The organism is Pseudomonas sp. xss_4, assembly GCF_043104125.1.
GTDB lineage: Bacteria > Pseudomonadota > Gammaproteobacteria > Pseudomonadales > Pseudomonadaceae > Aquipseudomonas > Aquipseudomonas parafulva_B.
In genome coordinates this window covers 47,807-62,106 of record NZ_JBICKJ010000083.1, presented here as the reverse complement: position 1 = coordinate 62,106, position 14,300 = coordinate 47,807, and the positions used below count along the sequence as shown (strand labels likewise).

Genomic DNA, 14,300 nt, shown 5'->3' with positions numbered 1-14,300 from the left:
TTCACCGCCCGCGCCAGATGCTCTGCTGATAGACTGGCGCCCATGCCTGTCGAACTCCCCTTGGCCCCCCTGCAACGCCTGACATTGCCCTGGCTGGCGATGGCCCAGGTCGAGGCTGCCATCCTGCGCCTTGACCTGATCGACCCCCTGATCAGCGGCAACAAGTGGTTCAAGCTGCGCCACCATCTGGAACAGGCGCTCGATGCCAAGGCCCCCGGCCTGGTGAGCCTGGGCGGCAACCATTCCAACCACCTGCATGCTCTGGCCGCTGCCGGCAAGCGCTTGGGCCTGGCCACGGCCGGCCTGCTGCGGGGTCATCCACGCCAAACACCCACCGTGCAGGATTTGCAGGCCATGGGCATGCAACTGCACTGGCTGGGCTACGAGGGCTACCGTGGTCGTAACGAGGCGGGTTTCTGGACGCCTTGGCACACGCATTATCCCGGCTGGCATTGCATCCCCGAAGGCGGAGGCGGGCAGGCCGGTGCGCAGGGGTGCGCGTCGATCGTGACTCAACTGCACGCGCAGCTTGCGACGCTGGGCTGGTCGGACTTTGACGCCTGGTGGTTGGCCGCTGGCACGGGCACCACGCTGGCGGGCCTGGTGCTGGCCGAATCAGGAGCCCATGCCGTGCATGGGGCGCTGGCCGTACCCGAGCACTATGGCGTGGCCGAGACCGTGGCGGCACTTGCCGGCACGCAGGGCTACCGCCTGCACAGCGCCAGCCGGGGCGGCTTCGGCAAGTTCGACGATCAACTGCTGGCCTTCATCGCCGATTGCGAGCAGCAGGCCGGCGTTCCTTTCGAGGCGCTCTACACCGGCAAGGCATTGCTTGCGCTCAAGGCTCAGGTCGAAGCCGGGCTGTTCGCGCCCGGCACTCGCCTGGTGTTCGTCCATACCGGCGGTTTGCAGGGCCGCCGGGGTTACTTGTAAGGCAGCATGCGCAACAACGTATTGTCGCGTTTGACGTAGTGATGATAAAGGCCGGCCAGTGCATGCAGTCCGATCAGCCAATAGCCCCATGTGCCGATACGCTCATGCCAGCCTTTGATGAACTTGGCCAGGTCCAGATCAGGACCGATCAGGTGCGGCAACTCCAGGCCATAGAACGGTACCGGTTTGTCGGCGGCGCTGAGGATCAACCAGCCGGCCAGCGGCATGCCGATCATCAGCAGGTAGAGCAGCAGGTGAACCAGATGGGCCAGCCCGGTTTGCCAGGCCGGAGGTTTAGGGGATATGGGCGGCGCGCGATGAAGCACGCGCATGGCCAGGCGCAGCCACACCAGCACGAATACGCTCAGGCCCAACATGAAATGCAGGTCTTTCATCAGGTTGCGCTCTGCACTGTCGCGCGGGAAGATTCCGCGAAACTCGATACAGGCATAGACAGCGGCCAGCAGCACCAGCATCAGCCAGTGCAGGACAATGGACACGCGCGCGTAATGGCGCGCCGGGGTGCTCGAAACCATGCTTGTTCCTCATCGGTCGGTGGGGTGGCGCTCTTGGTGGCGCTCAGGTCCAGTTTACGGTTTACCCAGGCTGTATCATTGCTCTAGGTCGGTGAAAAATATGTTGCCGCCCATGAGCGGGATCTGAGGTCAGAGGGCCAAGTCGCCCGGCCACTGATCAGCAACCAGAAACACCCGCTCTATCTCTTGCCAGCTGCCGTCCTGCTGCCGCTGCACATTGACCAGCAATTGCGCAGGCGCATCGGGTGCCAGCAAGTGCAGCCAGGCGGCGAACTGAGCTGCGCTCCAGACCTCGCAGGCCGCACACCGTGCGGGGGCGAGCCAGGCACTGCGCACCAGCGGTTGCCAATGCGCGCCGGGTGCGCTGATCCAGTCCTTGCGATGCAACCAGCGGCCACGCAGGTGCAGGGGGTGTACACCCAGTGGCGCCTCGCTCGGGGCCAGCGCCGGGTAGAACAGGTAGCCCCCCATCCACATGCTGGCCTGCACCGGGGGCAGGTCGAGCCGCTCAAGGGCGGTACGGCCCTGGGTGCTGGCCGACATGGGCAACTGGTGGCGGCGGATGTGTTCCAGCTTGGCTTGCAGGCGATCGTGGCAGCCAGGCCCTAGCCAGCCGCCCGGGTCGGTACCAAAGCGCTCGGGGCCCAGGTACAGCTTGATGGCCAGCTCCAGGTGATGCACCCCGTCGCGATCACGCAGCACCACATCCAGCTCGCCCAGGGTCCGGCCGTCTTCACGGATAGCCAAGTTGGCCGCCAACAGTTCCACGCCGGGCGCCTGTTGCAACGCAAATTGCCACAGGCGCTCGTAATACAGCCCAAGGCGGCGACTGCCAAGGCCCTTGAGCCAGTGCTGCAAGGGCGTGTCATCAATGTCCAGCCCGTACAACCAGGCCTGCAATGCCTGCGGCCGTTCGATCCAGAGGCTGCCTGCCAGCGGGTGGCGCTGGGGGCAGCCTGCGCGCTCGAGCAGCGGCGGCGAGAGCAGGGTCCAGGCAAGGTCACGCACCGCAGGGCGCTGTAATAGCCGGGGCAGGTGCACGAGCGAAGGAAATGGCATCATCCTGCGAGCATAGCCGGTTTGCCGCTGCTTTGTGGTTCGCCCATAATCGCTGCATCGTCACCCGTCGCAGAGCCTTGCAGGAGCCCCATGGAGCAATTTCGCAATATCGGTATCATCGGTCGTCTCGGCAGCTCGCAGGTGCTGGACACCATCCGCCGACTGAAAAAATTCCTCCTCGAGCGCCACTTGCACGTGATCCTCGAAGACACCATCGGTGAAGTCCTGCCGGGCCATGGGCTGCAGACCTCCACCCGCAAGCTGCTGGGCGAGGTCTGTGACCTGGTCATCGTGGTCGGCGGCGACGGCAGCCTGCTGGGCGCTGCGCGTGCCCTGGCGCGGCATAATATCCCGGTACTGGGCATCAACCGGGGCAACCTGGGCTTTCTTACCGACATTCGTCCGGATGAGTTGGAAGAGAAAGTCTCCGAAGTGCTCGATGGTCACTACCTGGTCGAGAACCGTTTCCTACTGCAAGCCGAAGTGCGCCGTCACCAGGAGGCGATCGGCCAGGGTGATGCGCTCAACGACGTGGTCCTGCACCCAGGCAAGTCCACCCGCATGATCGAATTCGAGATCTACATCGACGGCCAGTTCGTCTGCAGCCAGAAGGCCGACGGCCTGATCGTCGCCACCCCGACCGGCTCCACGGCCTACGCTTTGTCCGCCGGCGGCCCGATCATGCACCCCAAGCTTGATGCAATCGTCATCGTGCCCATGTACCCGCACACCTTGTCTGGGCGGCCGATCGTCGTCGATGGCAACAGCGAACTGAAGATCGTGGTGGCCAAGGACCTGCAGATCTACCCGCAGGTGTCGTGCGACGGTCAGAACCACTTCACCTGTGCACCCGGTGACACCATCACGGTGAGCAAGAAGCCCCAGAAGCTGCGCCTGATCCACCCGCTGGACCACAACTACTACGAAGTCTGCCGCACCAAGCTTGGCTGGGGCAGCCGCCTGGGGGGCAGGGACGACTGATGCTGGATCCGGCGCGCAGTTTCGACATCATCGGTGACGTTCACGGCTGTGCCTTGACCCTTGAGCGCTTGCTCGATGCCCTCGGTTACCAGCGCATTGCCGGCGTCTGGCGCCACCCTCGGCGGCAGGCGCTGTTCTTGGGCGATATCGTGGACCGCGGCCCGCGTATCCGCCAAGCCCTGCACATCGTTCACGACATGGTCGCCGCCGGGCAGGCGCACTGCATCATGGGCAATCACGAATACAGTGCACTGGGCTGGGTGACGCCGGCACTGCCGGGCAGCGGCAAGGCCTTCGTGCGCGAACATACCCCTCGCCACGCCAGGCTCATCGACGAAACCCTCACCCAGTTCGCCAATCACCCTGCGGACTGGCAGGCGTTTCTCGACTGGTTCCAGACGCTGCCACTGTTCATCGATGCCGGTCGTTTCCGCCTGGTGCACGCCTGCTGGGATGCAAGCCTGATCGAGCCGCTGCGGCGCCAGTACCCCGACGGGCGCGTCGATCGCCACTTCGTCCAAGCCTCGGCGGTGAGCGGCAGCTTTGCCGCCAACGTTTGCAACCGTCTGCTGCGCGGCACCGACATGCGCCTGCCCGATGGCCTCACCCTGACCGGTGGCGATGGCCTGACCCGCGCGTTCTTCCGCACCAAGTTCTGGGAAGATGATCCGCAGACCTATGGCGATATCGTCTTCCAGCCCGATGCGCTGCCGGCGGAGGTGGCCAACACACCGCTCAGCCACAGCCAGAAAAGCGCGTTGCTGCGCTATGCCGAGGACGAGCCCATGCTGTTTGTTGGCCATTACTGGCGCAGCGGCCGGCCCGCACCGATTCGCAGCAACCTGGCCTGCCTGGACTACAGCGCCGTGCTGTACGGCAAGCTGGTCGCCTACAGGCTGGACGATGAAACCCGTATCGACCCCCGCAAGTTCGTCTGGGTGGATGTCGACCGACCACAGGCTAGCCAATGAACATTATCCAAGTGATGCGCCTGCCGCTGACGGTCGACCTCAGCGGTTTCGTGCAGATGCTGCAACGCTTGCAGGTGCCGCACCGGGTCAGCGAGGAGGGCGAGGACCAGGTACTCTGGGCGCCTGAGGCCCTGGCTGACGAGGTGTTGCACCTCTACCAGCGCTACCCCGATGGCAACGCCGACCTGCAGGCCGAGCCTGACGCCGCGCTACCCGACCAGCAGGGGCAGGACATGTCACAGCCGTCGCTGCTGGCCCAGGCCAAGGCCTGCAAGGTCACCGCCCTGACGCTGTTGCTGACGTTCGTGGTCGCCGGGCTTACGGGCCTGGGCGACAACTTCACCACCATCGGCTGGTTCACGTTTCTCGATTTTCACGTGCAGGGCGATTACCTGTACTTCACGCCGCTGGCCGAGGGTCTGGCGCACGGGCAATGGTGGCGGCTGGTCTCGCCGATGCTGCTGCATTTCGGTGCGCTGCACCTGGCCATGAACAGCCTGTGGTTCTGGGAGCTGGGCAAGCGCATCGAGTTGCGCCAGGGCCCATGGACGCTGCTGGGGCTCACCGCGCTGTTCAGCCTGGTATCGAACCTGGCCCAACACTACACCACAGGGCCTGGCCTGTTCGGTGGGCTTTCAGGCGTGCTCTATGGCCTGCTCGGGCACATCTGGCTGTATCAATGGCGGGCACCGAACCCGCACTTCAACCTGCCCAAGGGCGTGCTGGTGATGATGCTCCTCTGGCTGGTGGTGTGCCTGACCGGCGTCGTCGGCACGCTGGGCCTGGGCCAGATCGCCAACGCCGCGCACGTCGGTGGGTTGCTCATCGGATGCCTGACCGGGCTCTTGGGTGGGGCGCTCGCCCGGCGTAAACTGTCGGCTTGAATCAGGAGACAACATGTCCACTTTCGCGCAAATGATCGAAAACATCACCCCGGAAATCTACGAGAGCCTGAAGCTGGCCGTGGAAATCGGCAAATGGTCGGACGGCCGCAAGCTGACTGCCGAGCAGAAAGAGCTGTCCCTGCAAGCGGTCATTGCCTGGGAGATGAAAAACCTGCCCGAGGACCAGCGCACCGGTTACATGGGCCCGCAGGAATGCGCGTCCAAATCCGCCCCCGTCCCCAACATCCTGTTCAAGTCGGACTCGGTACATTGATCGAACTCGCTCGTGGCTCGTTGAGCAAGATGGCCGTCAGCCTGGCCGACCCCGTGGTGCAATACAGCTTTCGCCTAGGCGATACCCTGGTGCCAGTCAACCCCCTGATCGGCAAGCCGCTGCGCCTGCAATACCTCGGTGCCATCCACTGCAGCCACTGCGGTAAGCGCACCAAGAGCAGCTATAGCCAGGGTTACTGCTACCCCTGCATGACCAAGCTGGCCCAGTGCGACATGTGCATCATGGCCCCGGAGCGTTGCCACTATGACGCAGGCACCTGCCGCGATCCGTCCTGGGGCGAGCAGTTCTGCATGACCGATCACGTGGTCTACCTGGCCAACTCCTCCGGTATCAAGGTCGGCATCACCCGCGCCACCCAGCTGCCCACCCGCTGGCTCGATCAGGGGGCCAGCCAGGCCTTGCCTATCCTCAGGGTGGCCACTCGGCAGCAGTCCGGGCTGGTCGAAGACCTGCTGCGCAGTCAGGTGCCGGACCGCACCAATTGGCGCGCCCTGCTCAAGGGGGACGCCGAGCTGCTCGACCTGCCTGCATTGCGCGATCAGGTGCTGGAAGCATGTGCAGAAGGGCTTGGCCAGCTGCAGGCGCGCTTCGGCCTGCAGGCGATTCAGCCTCTGACCGACGCCGAGGTCGTGCACATGACATACCCGGTCCAGGCTTACCCGACCAAAGTGGTCAGCTTCAACCTGGACAAGAACCCGATCGTGGAGGGTACGCTGCTGGGCATCAAGGGCCAGTACCTGATCTTCGACACCGGTGTGATCAATATTCGCAAGTACACGGCCTATCAGTTGGCCGTGCTCCAGTAAAAGGGACCTGTAGATGCGTACCGAACAACCGCAAGTGATCCATCTCAAGGACTACAAGGCGCCTGAGTACCTGATCGACGAGACGCACCTGACCTTCGAGCTGTTCGAAGACCACACCCTGGTCCACGCGCAACTGATCATGCGCCGCAACCCGGTGCACGGGGGCGGCCTGCCTGCGCTGGTGCTCGACGGTCAGCAACTCGAACTGGTGCGCGCCGCCCTGGACGATGAACCCTTGCAGGAAGGCGACTACCAGATCGACGCAAGCAGCCTGACCGTTCAGCCACGGGCAGAGCACTTCACCCTCGACACCACCGTCAGGATCCATCCCGAAACCAACACGGCGCTCGAGGGCTTGTACAAGTCCGGCAAGATGTTCTGCACCCAGTGCGAGGCCGAGGGTTTCCGCAAGATCACCTACTACCTCGACCGCCCCGATGTGATGAGCATCTTCACCACCACGGTGATCGCTGAACAGCACCGCTACCCGGTGCTGCTCTCCAACGGCAACCCGGTAGGCAGCGGCCCTGCCGAGGACGGCCGTCACTGGGCGACCTGGGAAGACCCGTTCATGAAGCCGGCCTACCTGTTCGCCCTGGTCGCAGGCGACCTGTGGTGTGTGGAAGACACCTTCACCCGCCAATCGGGCCGTGATGTGACCCTGCGCATCTATGTGGAGCCGGAGAACATCGACAAGTGCGACCACGCCATGGTCAGCCTGAAGAAGTCCATGCGTTGGGATGAAGAGGTCTACGGCCGCGAGTACGACCTGGACATCTTCATGATCGTCGCGGTCAACGACTTCAACATGGGGGCCATGGAGAACAAAGGCCTGAACATCTTCAACTCCAGCTGCGTGCTGGCGCGCGCCGAGACGGCCACCGATGCCGCGCACCAGCGGGTCGAAGCCGTGGTAGCCCATGAATACTTCCACAACTGGTCGGGCAACCGCGTCACCTGCCGCGACTGGTTCCAGTTGTCGCTCAAGGAAGGCTTCACGGTGTTCCGCGATGCCGAGTTCAGTGCCGACATGAATTCACGCACCGTCAAACGCATCGAGGACGTTGCTTACCTGCGCACCCATCAGTTCGCCGAGGATGCGGGCCCCATGGCCCACCCGGTGCGCCCGAACAGCTTCATCGAGATTTCCAACTTCTACACCCTGACCGTGTACGAGAAAGGCTCGGAAGTGGTACGCATGGTGCGCACGTTGCTGGGGGCCGAAGGCTTCCGCCAGGGCAGCGACCTGTATTTCGAGCGTCACGATGGGCAGGCGGTGACCACCGACGACTTCATCAAGGCCATGGAAGACGCCAACGGCGTGGACCTGACGCAGTTCAAGCGCTGGTACAGCCAGGCCGGTACGCCGCGCCTGGAAGTGACCGACGCCTACGACGAAGCGGCGAGCACCTATAGCCTGACGTTCCGCCAAAGCTGCCCACCCACCCCGGACAAGGCCGAGAAGCTGCCCTTCGTGATCCCGGTCGAACTGGGCCTGCTCGATGCCCAGGGCAACGACCTGCCGCTGCAATTGGCGGGCGAGTCCTCGGCAGTGGGCAGCACCCGGGTGCTGTCGGTGACCGAGGCCGAGCAGACTTTCGTCTTCCAGGGCATCCAGGCACGGCCGTTGCCGTCGCTGCTGCGCGGTTTCAGTGCCCCGGTCAAGCTGAGCTTCCCGTACGACCGTGACCAGTTGATGTTCCTGATGCAGCACGACAGCGACGGCTTCAACCGCTGGGAAGCCGGTCAGCAACTGGCCGTGCAGGTGCTGCAGGAGCTGATCGGCCAGCACCAGCGTGGTCAGGCGCTGCAACTGGACCCGCGTCTGGTCAGGGCGTTGGCTACGGTACTGGGCGACACTTCGCTCGATGCTGCCATGGTGGCCGAAATGCTCTCGCTGCCAGGGGAGGGCTACCTGACCGAGATCAGCCAAGTGGCCGATGTGGACGCCATCCACGCAGCCCGCGAGTTCGCCCGGCGGCAAATCGCCGAGCAATTGTTCGAGCCACTCTGGACGCGTTACCAGGCCAACCGCGCGGTCTCGCGTGACACCGCGTACGTTGCCTCTGCCGAGCACTTTGCCCGCCGCAGCCTGCAGAACATCGCCCTGTCGTACCTGATGCTCAGCGCTGAACCGCAGGTGCTGCAAGCGACCCTGGAGCAGTTCGAGCAGTGCGACAACATGACCGAGCGCCTCACGGCCCTGGCGGTGCTGGTGAACTCACCCTTCGAGGCCGAGCGCGCCAAGGCCCTGGAAAGCTTTGCAGAGCACTTCAAGGACAACCCCCTGGTCATGGACCAATGGTTCAGCGTGCAGGCGGCCAGTACCTTGCCAGGGGGCCTGGCACGGGTGAAGGCGTTGATGCAGCACCCCGCGTTCAACCTGAAGAACCCGAACAAGGTGCGCGCGGTGGTCGGTGCCTTTGCCGGCCAGAACCTGGTCAACTTCCATGCCGCCGATGGCTCCGGTTATCGCTTCCTGGCGGATCTGGTGATCGAGCTCAATGCCCTTAACCCGCAGATCGCCTCCCGGCAGTTGGCGCCGCTGACCCGCTGGCGCAAATACGACGCCGCCCGCCAGGCCCTGATGAAGGGTGAGCTGGAGCGGATTCTGGCTTCTGGTGAGCTCTCCAGCGACGTCTATGAAGTGGTGAGTAAAAGCCTGGCATGACGCCGGGGCCCGCTTGAGGGCCACGGTTTCAACTGCCGACGTTGTTACGCTGCACAGGCAGCACCTGCGGGTGAGTCGTGTTCGCCCGCAGGCGCTGCATCCTCTGCCCGCGAACGGCTCGTCCTGCGCCGATAACAAAACATAACACCCCGCCCGTTGTGCTCCGCCAAATCCTCCCGTTACGATCACCGCACGCCCTTGCAGGCCTCTATTGCGGGCATTTGTGCGTCCTGCAAGGTATTGACCCACCCAACAAAAATACAATCGGGGGCAGTCATGAGGAAATGGAGCAGGCGCGCTGGATGGCCGGTAGCGGCCGCTGCAGCGCTCACCCTTGCACTGAGTGGATGGCAAGGCGCGCAGGCTGCGTCAGCCGATGAATACTCCACCGAATCGGCCAAGGCCAGTCAAAGGCTGTTGATCGACGCTGCCCATGCGGGCACGCGTGTGGTCGTGGTCGGCGACCGGGGCCATATCCTGTTCTCTGAAGACCAGGGCAGCACCTGGACCCAGGCCCGTGTGCCAACCCGCCAGCTGCTGACGGCCGTTTTTTTCCTTGATGACAAGCGCGGTTGGGCCGTCGGCCACGATGCGCAGATCCTCGCCACTGGCGACGGCGGGGCGACCTGGAGCAAACAGTTCGAAGACCTGTCACGCGAAGCACCCTTGCTCGACATCGTGTTCCTCGACGCCCAGCACGGCCTGGCCGTGGGCGCCTACGGCGCCTTGCTCGAAACCACGGACGGGGGCCAGCATTGGCAGGACGTGGCCGAGCGCCTCGACAACCCCGATCAGTTGCACCTCAATGCTATCGCCAAGGTGCGTGACGCTGGCTTGTTCATCGTTGGGGAGCAGGGCGGCATGTTCCGCTCCGAGGACAATGGGCAGCACTGGCAGAAAGTCGAAGGGCCTTACCAGGGGTCGCTGTTCGGCGTGATCGGCACTGCCCAGCCGCGTACCTTGCTGGCGTTCGGCTTGCGCGGCAACCTGCTGCGCTCCACCGACTTCGGCGACACCTGGCAATCCATCCCCTTGCAGGCTGCGCGAGGCGAGCTCGAGTTCGGCCTGGCCGGTGCCACGCTGCTCGACGATGGCACCGTCGTGGTGGTCGGCAACGGCGGCAGCGTGCTGCGCAGCACCGATGCCGGCCAGACCTTCAGCGTCCACAACCGCCCGGACCGCATCGCCCTGTCCGGTGTCAGCGCCCTGCCCAACGGCGAGCTCCTGCTGGTAGGGCAGGGCGGCGCCCACATCGCCAATGCCAAGGGGCTCGACGCCGCCGACAGTGAGGCACAGCCATGAGCAGCCAGGAGCACCTTCCCATGCAGCCGCATCATCAGGACAAAGCCACACTGCTCGAACGCCTGATCTTCAACAATCGGCCGGCGGTCATCATCCTCTGTGTGCTGGTCAGCCTCTTCCTGTTCTGGCAAGCCACACAAATTCGCCCCTCCACCAGCTTCGAGAAAATGATCCCGTTGCAGCACCCCTTCATCGAACAGATGATGGAGCACCGCAACGATCTGGCCAACCTGGGCAACACCGTGCGTATCTCGGTCGAGGCGGTCAAAGGCGACATCTTCGACAAAAACTACATGGAGACTCTGCGCCAGATCCACGACGAGGTGTTCTACATCCCTGGCGTCGATCGGGCCGGGCTCAAGTCCCTGTGGAGCCCGAGCGTGCGCTGGAGCGAAGTCACCGAGGAGGGGTTTTCCGGTGGCGAGGTGATTCCCAACACCTATGACGGCTCGCAGGCCAGCCTCGATACCCTGCGCGACAACGTGCTGAGGTCCGGGCAAATAGGCCGGCTGGTGGGCAACAACTTCAAATCCAGCATCATCGACGTGCCACTGCTGGAAAGTTACCCCGACCCGCAGGACCCGGGGCGGGTGGTCAAGCTCGACTACCAGCAGTTCTCCCACTTGCTCGAAGAAAAGATCCGCGACAAGTTCCAGGCCCAGAACCCCAATGTGAAGGTGCATATCGTCGGGTTCGCGAAGAAGGTCGGTGACCTCATCGACGGGCTGGTCATGGTGGTGATGTTCTTCGGCATCGCCCTGCTGATCACCTGGGTGTTGTTGTACTGGTTCACCTGGTGCATCCGCAGCACCATCGCGGTGCTGATTACCACTTTGGTGGCGGTGGTGTGGCAACTGGGGCTGATGCACGCGGTCGGCTTCGGCCTGGATCCGTATTCGATGCTGGTGCCGTTTCTGATCTTTGCCATCGGTATTTCCCACGGTGTGCAGAAGATCAACGGCATCGCCCTGCAATCGAGCGATGCAGACAACGCCCTGACGGCGGCCAGGCGCACGTTCCGGCAGCTGTTCCTGCCGGGCATGATTGCCATCCTCGCCGATGCCGTGGGCTTCATCACCCTGTTGATCATCGACATCGGCGTGATCCGCGAACTGGCTATCGGTGCCTCCATCGGCGTCGCGGTGATCGTCTTCACCAACCTCATCCTGCTGCCGGTGGCCATCTCCTATGTGGGTATCAGCAAGAAAGCCATCGAGCGCAGCAAGCGCGACGCCACGCGCGAGCACCCGTTCTGGCGACTGCTGTCGCGCTTTGCCAGCCCCAGGGTGGCGCCTGTTTCCATCGCCCTGGCCCTGGTCGCCTTCGCCGGGGGCCTGTGGTACAGCCAGAACCTGAAGATCGGTGACCTCGACCAAGGGGCACCGGAGCTGCGGCCCGACTCGCGCTACAACCAGGACAACAACTTCATCATCAGCAACTATTCCACCAGCTCCGACGTGCTGGTGATCATGGTCAAAACGGCCGCCGAGCAGTGTTCGGTGCATTCGACCCTGGCGCCGATCGACGAGCTGATGTGGACCATGGAAAACACGCCTGGGGTGCAGTCGGCCATTTCCCTGGTCAGCGTGTCCAAACAGGTGATCAAGGGCATGAACGAGGGTAGCCTCAAGTGGGAAACCCTCTCGCGCAACCCCGATGTCCTCAACAACTCCATCGCACGGGCCGATGGCCTGTACAACGGCGATTGCTCGCTGGCGCCGGTGCTGGTGTTTCTCAATGACCATAAGGCCGAGACCCTCGAACGGGTGACGGCGGCTGCCAAGGCCTTTGCCGACAGCCACGACAGGGAAGGCTTGCAGTTCCTGCTGGCTGCCGGCAATGCCGGTATCGAAGCGGCCACCAACGAGGTGATCAAGTCGGCCGAGCTGACCATCCTGATCCTGGTCTACCTGTGTGTGGCGATCATGTGCCTGATCACCTTCCGCTCTTTCGCCGCGACCCTGTGCATCGTGCTGCCCTTGGTATTGACCTCGGTGCTGGGCAACGCGTTGATGGCGTACATGGGCATCGGCGTCAAAGTGGCGACGCTGCCGGTGGTTGCGCTGGGCGTGGGTATTGGCGTGGACTATGGCATCTACATCTACAGCCGCTTGGAGAGCTTTCTGCGCGCTGGGCTGCCGTTGCAGGAGGCCTATTACCAGACCCTGCGCTCCACCGGCAAGGCTGTGCTGTTCACCGGCCTGTGCCTGGCCATCGGGGTGTGTACCTGGATCTTCTCGGCCATCAAGTTCCAGGCGGATATGGGCCTGATGCTGACCTTCATGCTGTTGTGGAACATGTTCGGGGCGCTGTGGCTGCTGCCGGCGCTGGCGCGGTTCCTGATCAAGCCCGAGAAGATGGCAGGCAAGGCGGGGGGCTCGATTTTCGCCCATTGAAACGACCGGTTGGTGTGCGTCCATGGGGGTATAATGCGGGGTTTTTCCACACGCAATGTCCCGTACAGGTACCCCCATGTCCCCTCTCGCCAGCGCCTTGCAACACTGCGACATGCTTTTGATAGACGGCCTTCACGCGTTCGATTTCACCTGCGACGAGCAGGGCCTTGCCATCGAATGCATGGACGGCCGCCAACTGCGCCGTTGGGTATTCACCGCCGCGCAGGTCGATGCAGCCAGTAAAGAAGTGAACGACTGGCGCATCTGCACTGCCGAAAGTGAGCACCGACTCATCTGTCTGGATGCATTTCGCGCCCCGGAAGAAGACCATGAACCGGACCTGGAAGACCCTGCTAACCGCTAGTTGCATGACCCTGACCTACACTGCCCAGGCTGCCACCTTGCTGGTTGGCACCTACACAGACGGTGCCAGCCAAGGCATCTACCGCTACGCCTTCGACAGCGAAGCCGGCACAATCCGCCCCGAGCCGCTGCAGGTGGTAGAGAGCGTCAGCCCCTCGTGGCTGGTGCTTTCCGAAGACAAGCGCCTGCTGTTTGCCGTCAATGAAACCGCAGACGGTCACGTCAGCGCATTCAACATTGCCAGTGATGGGAATGTACGCCTGCTCGATCAACTGTCTAGCCAGGGCGACGAGCCTACCCACGCCAGCCTTAGCCAGGACCAGCGTTACCTGTTCGTGGCCAACTACGCGGTCGATCCCGACCCAGGCGGCGGCCTTTCGGTGTTGCCGGTTGACAGGCAGGGTGCCTTGCAGCCGGTGATTCAGCAGGCGCGCCACCAGGCCAGCGGGGTCAACCCCGAGCGGCAGGCCAGCGCCCATGTCCATTCGGTGGTGCCGTCCCCGGACGGCCAGCATGTCTATGCCAGCGACCTGGGTGCTGACAAGGTGTTCGTCTACCGCTATGACGGGGCGAGCACGAACAAGCCACTGACCCCGTCACAGCCTGCCTCGGTTTCGTTGCCTGCGGGCAGTGGACCACGCCACTTGTTGTTCGACGCCAGCGGTAAGCATGCCTACCTGACCTTGGAGATGCATGCCGAAGTGGTGATGTTCGATGTCCGGGAGGGCGACCTGATCGAACGCCAGCGTCTGCCACTGACCGAGCGCCAGGAGGCGGCTGCCAAGGCGGGCGCGGGCTTGCACCTGTCGGCAGACGGTCGCTTTCTGTACGTCAGCAACCGTGGCACGGCCAACGAGATCGTCGTGTTCAGCGTCGGCAAGCAGGATGGACGGTTGGCGTTGGTGCAACGTCGGTCGGTCGAAGGTGACCACCCCCGTGAATTCGCGCTGGACCCCAGTGACAGGTTCCTGCTGGTCGCCAATCAAAAGAGCAACCAGATCAAAGTCATGCGCCGCGACCCGCTCACGGGCAAGCTGGGGGAAACGGTACAGACTTTCGATCAGCCGGCGCCGTCGGATCTGAAGTTCATGCGCTGACCTTCG

General features: G+C 63.4%; 13 protein-coding genes. 11 read left to right on the top strand and 2 right to left on the bottom strand.

The window, feature by feature from the left end; translation table 11 throughout:
* Positions 1-42 precede the first annotated feature (42 nt).
* Positions 43-933 (top strand): 1-aminocyclopropane-1-carboxylate deaminase/D-cysteine desulfhydrase, encoded by an 891-nt coding sequence (locus ACF8GB_RS17990; protein WP_392527401.1) that lies wholly within the window; start codon positions 43-45, stop codon positions 931-933.
* On the opposite strand, the gene ACF8GB_RS17985 is transcribed toward ACF8GB_RS17990, so the two are convergent.
* On the bottom strand, positions 924-1,469 hold the full coding sequence (locus ACF8GB_RS17985; RefSeq protein ID WP_058605524.1) for a cytochrome b: 546 nt from the start codon (positions 1,467-1,469) through the stop codon (positions 924-926). The two genes, ACF8GB_RS17990 and ACF8GB_RS17985, sit on opposite strands and share 10 nt — an antisense overlap.
* A 129-nt stretch (positions 1,470-1,598) precedes the next feature.
* The gene (locus tag ACF8GB_RS17980) at positions 1,599-2,528 is read right to left on the bottom strand and encodes a DUF1853 family protein (protein WP_153008544.1); all 930 of its coding nucleotides are present in this window, start codon (positions 2,526-2,528) and stop codon (positions 1,599-1,601) included.
* Positions 2,529-2,618: 90 nt separating this feature from the next.
* Between ACF8GB_RS17980 and ACF8GB_RS17975 the strand changes: the two genes are divergently transcribed.
* The 10 genes from ACF8GB_RS17975 to ACF8GB_RS17930 all read left to right on the top strand — a co-directional run bounded on the left by ACF8GB_RS17975 (position 2,619) and on the right by ACF8GB_RS17930 (position 14,294).
* Positions 2,619-3,509, top strand: a complete 891-nt coding sequence (locus ACF8GB_RS17975) for an NAD(+) kinase (RefSeq protein ID WP_023533692.1) — start codon at positions 2,619-2,621, stop codon at positions 3,507-3,509.
* Entirely contained in the window at positions 3,509-4,480 is a 972-nt protein-coding gene (locus ACF8GB_RS17970) for a metallophosphoesterase (protein WP_058605522.1), read from the top strand. Before ACF8GB_RS17975 ends, ACF8GB_RS17970 begins: the two co-directional genes overlap by 1 nt.
* Positions 4,477-5,364 carry a rhomboid family intramembrane serine protease gene (locus tag ACF8GB_RS17965; RefSeq protein ID WP_058637661.1) on the top strand — a complete coding sequence of 296 codons (888 nt, stop codon included), beginning with the start codon at positions 4,477-4,479 and terminating at the stop codon, positions 5,362-5,364. Before ACF8GB_RS17970 ends, ACF8GB_RS17965 begins: the two co-directional genes overlap by 4 nt.
* A 13-nt stretch (positions 5,365-5,377) precedes the next feature.
* Entirely contained in the window at positions 5,378-5,638 is a 261-nt protein-coding gene (locus ACF8GB_RS17960) for a YeaC family protein (RefSeq protein ID WP_023533690.1), read from the top strand.
* A complete protein-coding gene (locus tag ACF8GB_RS17955) occupies positions 5,635-6,465 on the top strand; it encodes a DUF2797 domain-containing protein (protein WP_058637660.1) in 831 nt (276 codons plus the stop codon). Before ACF8GB_RS17960 ends, ACF8GB_RS17955 begins: the two co-directional genes overlap by 4 nt.
* 13 nt (positions 6,466-6,478) lie before the next feature.
* Positions 6,479-9,136, top strand: coding sequence for an aminopeptidase N (pepN, locus tag ACF8GB_RS17950; RefSeq protein ID WP_392527400.1), 2,658 nt, complete (start codon positions 6,479-6,481; stop codon positions 9,134-9,136).
* 276 nt (positions 9,137-9,412) lie between these two features.
* Complete coding sequence (locus tag ACF8GB_RS17945; RefSeq protein WP_392527399.1) at positions 9,413-10,438, top strand: WD40/YVTN/BNR-like repeat-containing protein; 1,026 nt, start codon at positions 9,413-9,415, stop codon at positions 10,436-10,438.
* Between the two features lie 20 nt (positions 10,439-10,458).
* Positions 10,459-12,834 (top strand): RND family transporter, encoded by a 2,376-nt coding sequence (locus ACF8GB_RS17940; RefSeq protein ID WP_058605517.1) that lies wholly within the window; start codon positions 10,459-10,461, stop codon positions 12,832-12,834.
* Between the two features lie 76 nt (positions 12,835-12,910).
* Positions 12,911-13,198, top strand: a complete 288-nt coding sequence (locus ACF8GB_RS17935; RefSeq protein WP_058637657.1) for a DUF5629 family protein — start codon at positions 12,911-12,913, stop codon at positions 13,196-13,198.
* Positions 13,164-14,294 carry a lactonase family protein gene (locus tag ACF8GB_RS17930; RefSeq protein ID WP_058637656.1) on the top strand — a complete coding sequence of 377 codons (1,131 nt, stop codon included), beginning with the start codon at positions 13,164-13,166 and terminating at the stop codon, positions 14,292-14,294. Before ACF8GB_RS17935 ends, ACF8GB_RS17930 begins: the two co-directional genes overlap by 35 nt.
* Positions 14,295-14,300 lie beyond the last annotated feature (6 nt).

What these genes read in the sequence shown, in the direction of transcription:
- ACF8GB_RS17975 (WP_023533692.1), top strand. Translation starts at nt 2,619, where the DNA reads ATGGAGCAATTTCGCAATATCGGTATCATCGGTCGTCTCGGCAGCTCG.
- ACF8GB_RS17970 (WP_058605522.1), top strand. Translation starts at nt 3,509, where the DNA reads ATGCTGGATCCGGCGCGCAGTTTCGACATCATCGGTGACGTTCACGGC.
- ACF8GB_RS17940 (WP_058605517.1), top strand. Translation starts at nt 10,459, where the DNA reads ATGCAGCCGCATCATCAGGACAAAGCCACACTGCTCGAACGCCTGATC.
- ACF8GB_RS17985 (WP_058605524.1), bottom strand. Translation starts at nt 1,469, where the DNA reads ATGGTTTCGAGCACCCCGGCGCGCCATTACGCGCGCGTGTCCATTGTC.
- ACF8GB_RS17945 (WP_392527399.1), top strand. Translation starts at nt 9,413, where the DNA reads ATGAGGAAATGGAGCAGGCGCGCTGGATGGCCGGTAGCGGCCGCTGCA.
- ACF8GB_RS17965 (WP_058637661.1), top strand. Translation starts at nt 4,477, where the DNA reads ATGAACATTATCCAAGTGATGCGCCTGCCGCTGACGGTCGACCTCAGC.
- ACF8GB_RS17990 (WP_392527401.1), top strand. Translation starts at nt 43, where the DNA reads ATGCCTGTCGAACTCCCCTTGGCCCCCCTGCAACGCCTGACATTGCCC.
- ACF8GB_RS17980 (WP_153008544.1), bottom strand. Translation starts at nt 2,528, where the DNA reads ATGCCATTTCCTTCGCTCGTGCACCTGCCCCGGCTATTACAGCGCCCT.
- ACF8GB_RS17935 (WP_058637657.1), top strand. Translation starts at nt 12,911, where the DNA reads ATGTCCCCTCTCGCCAGCGCCTTGCAACACTGCGACATGCTTTTGATA.
- ACF8GB_RS17960 (WP_023533690.1), top strand. Translation starts at nt 5,378, where the DNA reads ATGTCCACTTTCGCGCAAATGATCGAAAACATCACCCCGGAAATCTAC.
- ACF8GB_RS17930 (WP_058637656.1), top strand. Translation starts at nt 13,164, where the DNA reads ATGAACCGGACCTGGAAGACCCTGCTAACCGCTAGTTGCATGACCCTG.
- pepN (WP_392527400.1), top strand. Translation starts at nt 6,479, where the DNA reads ATGCGTACCGAACAACCGCAAGTGATCCATCTCAAGGACTACAAGGCG.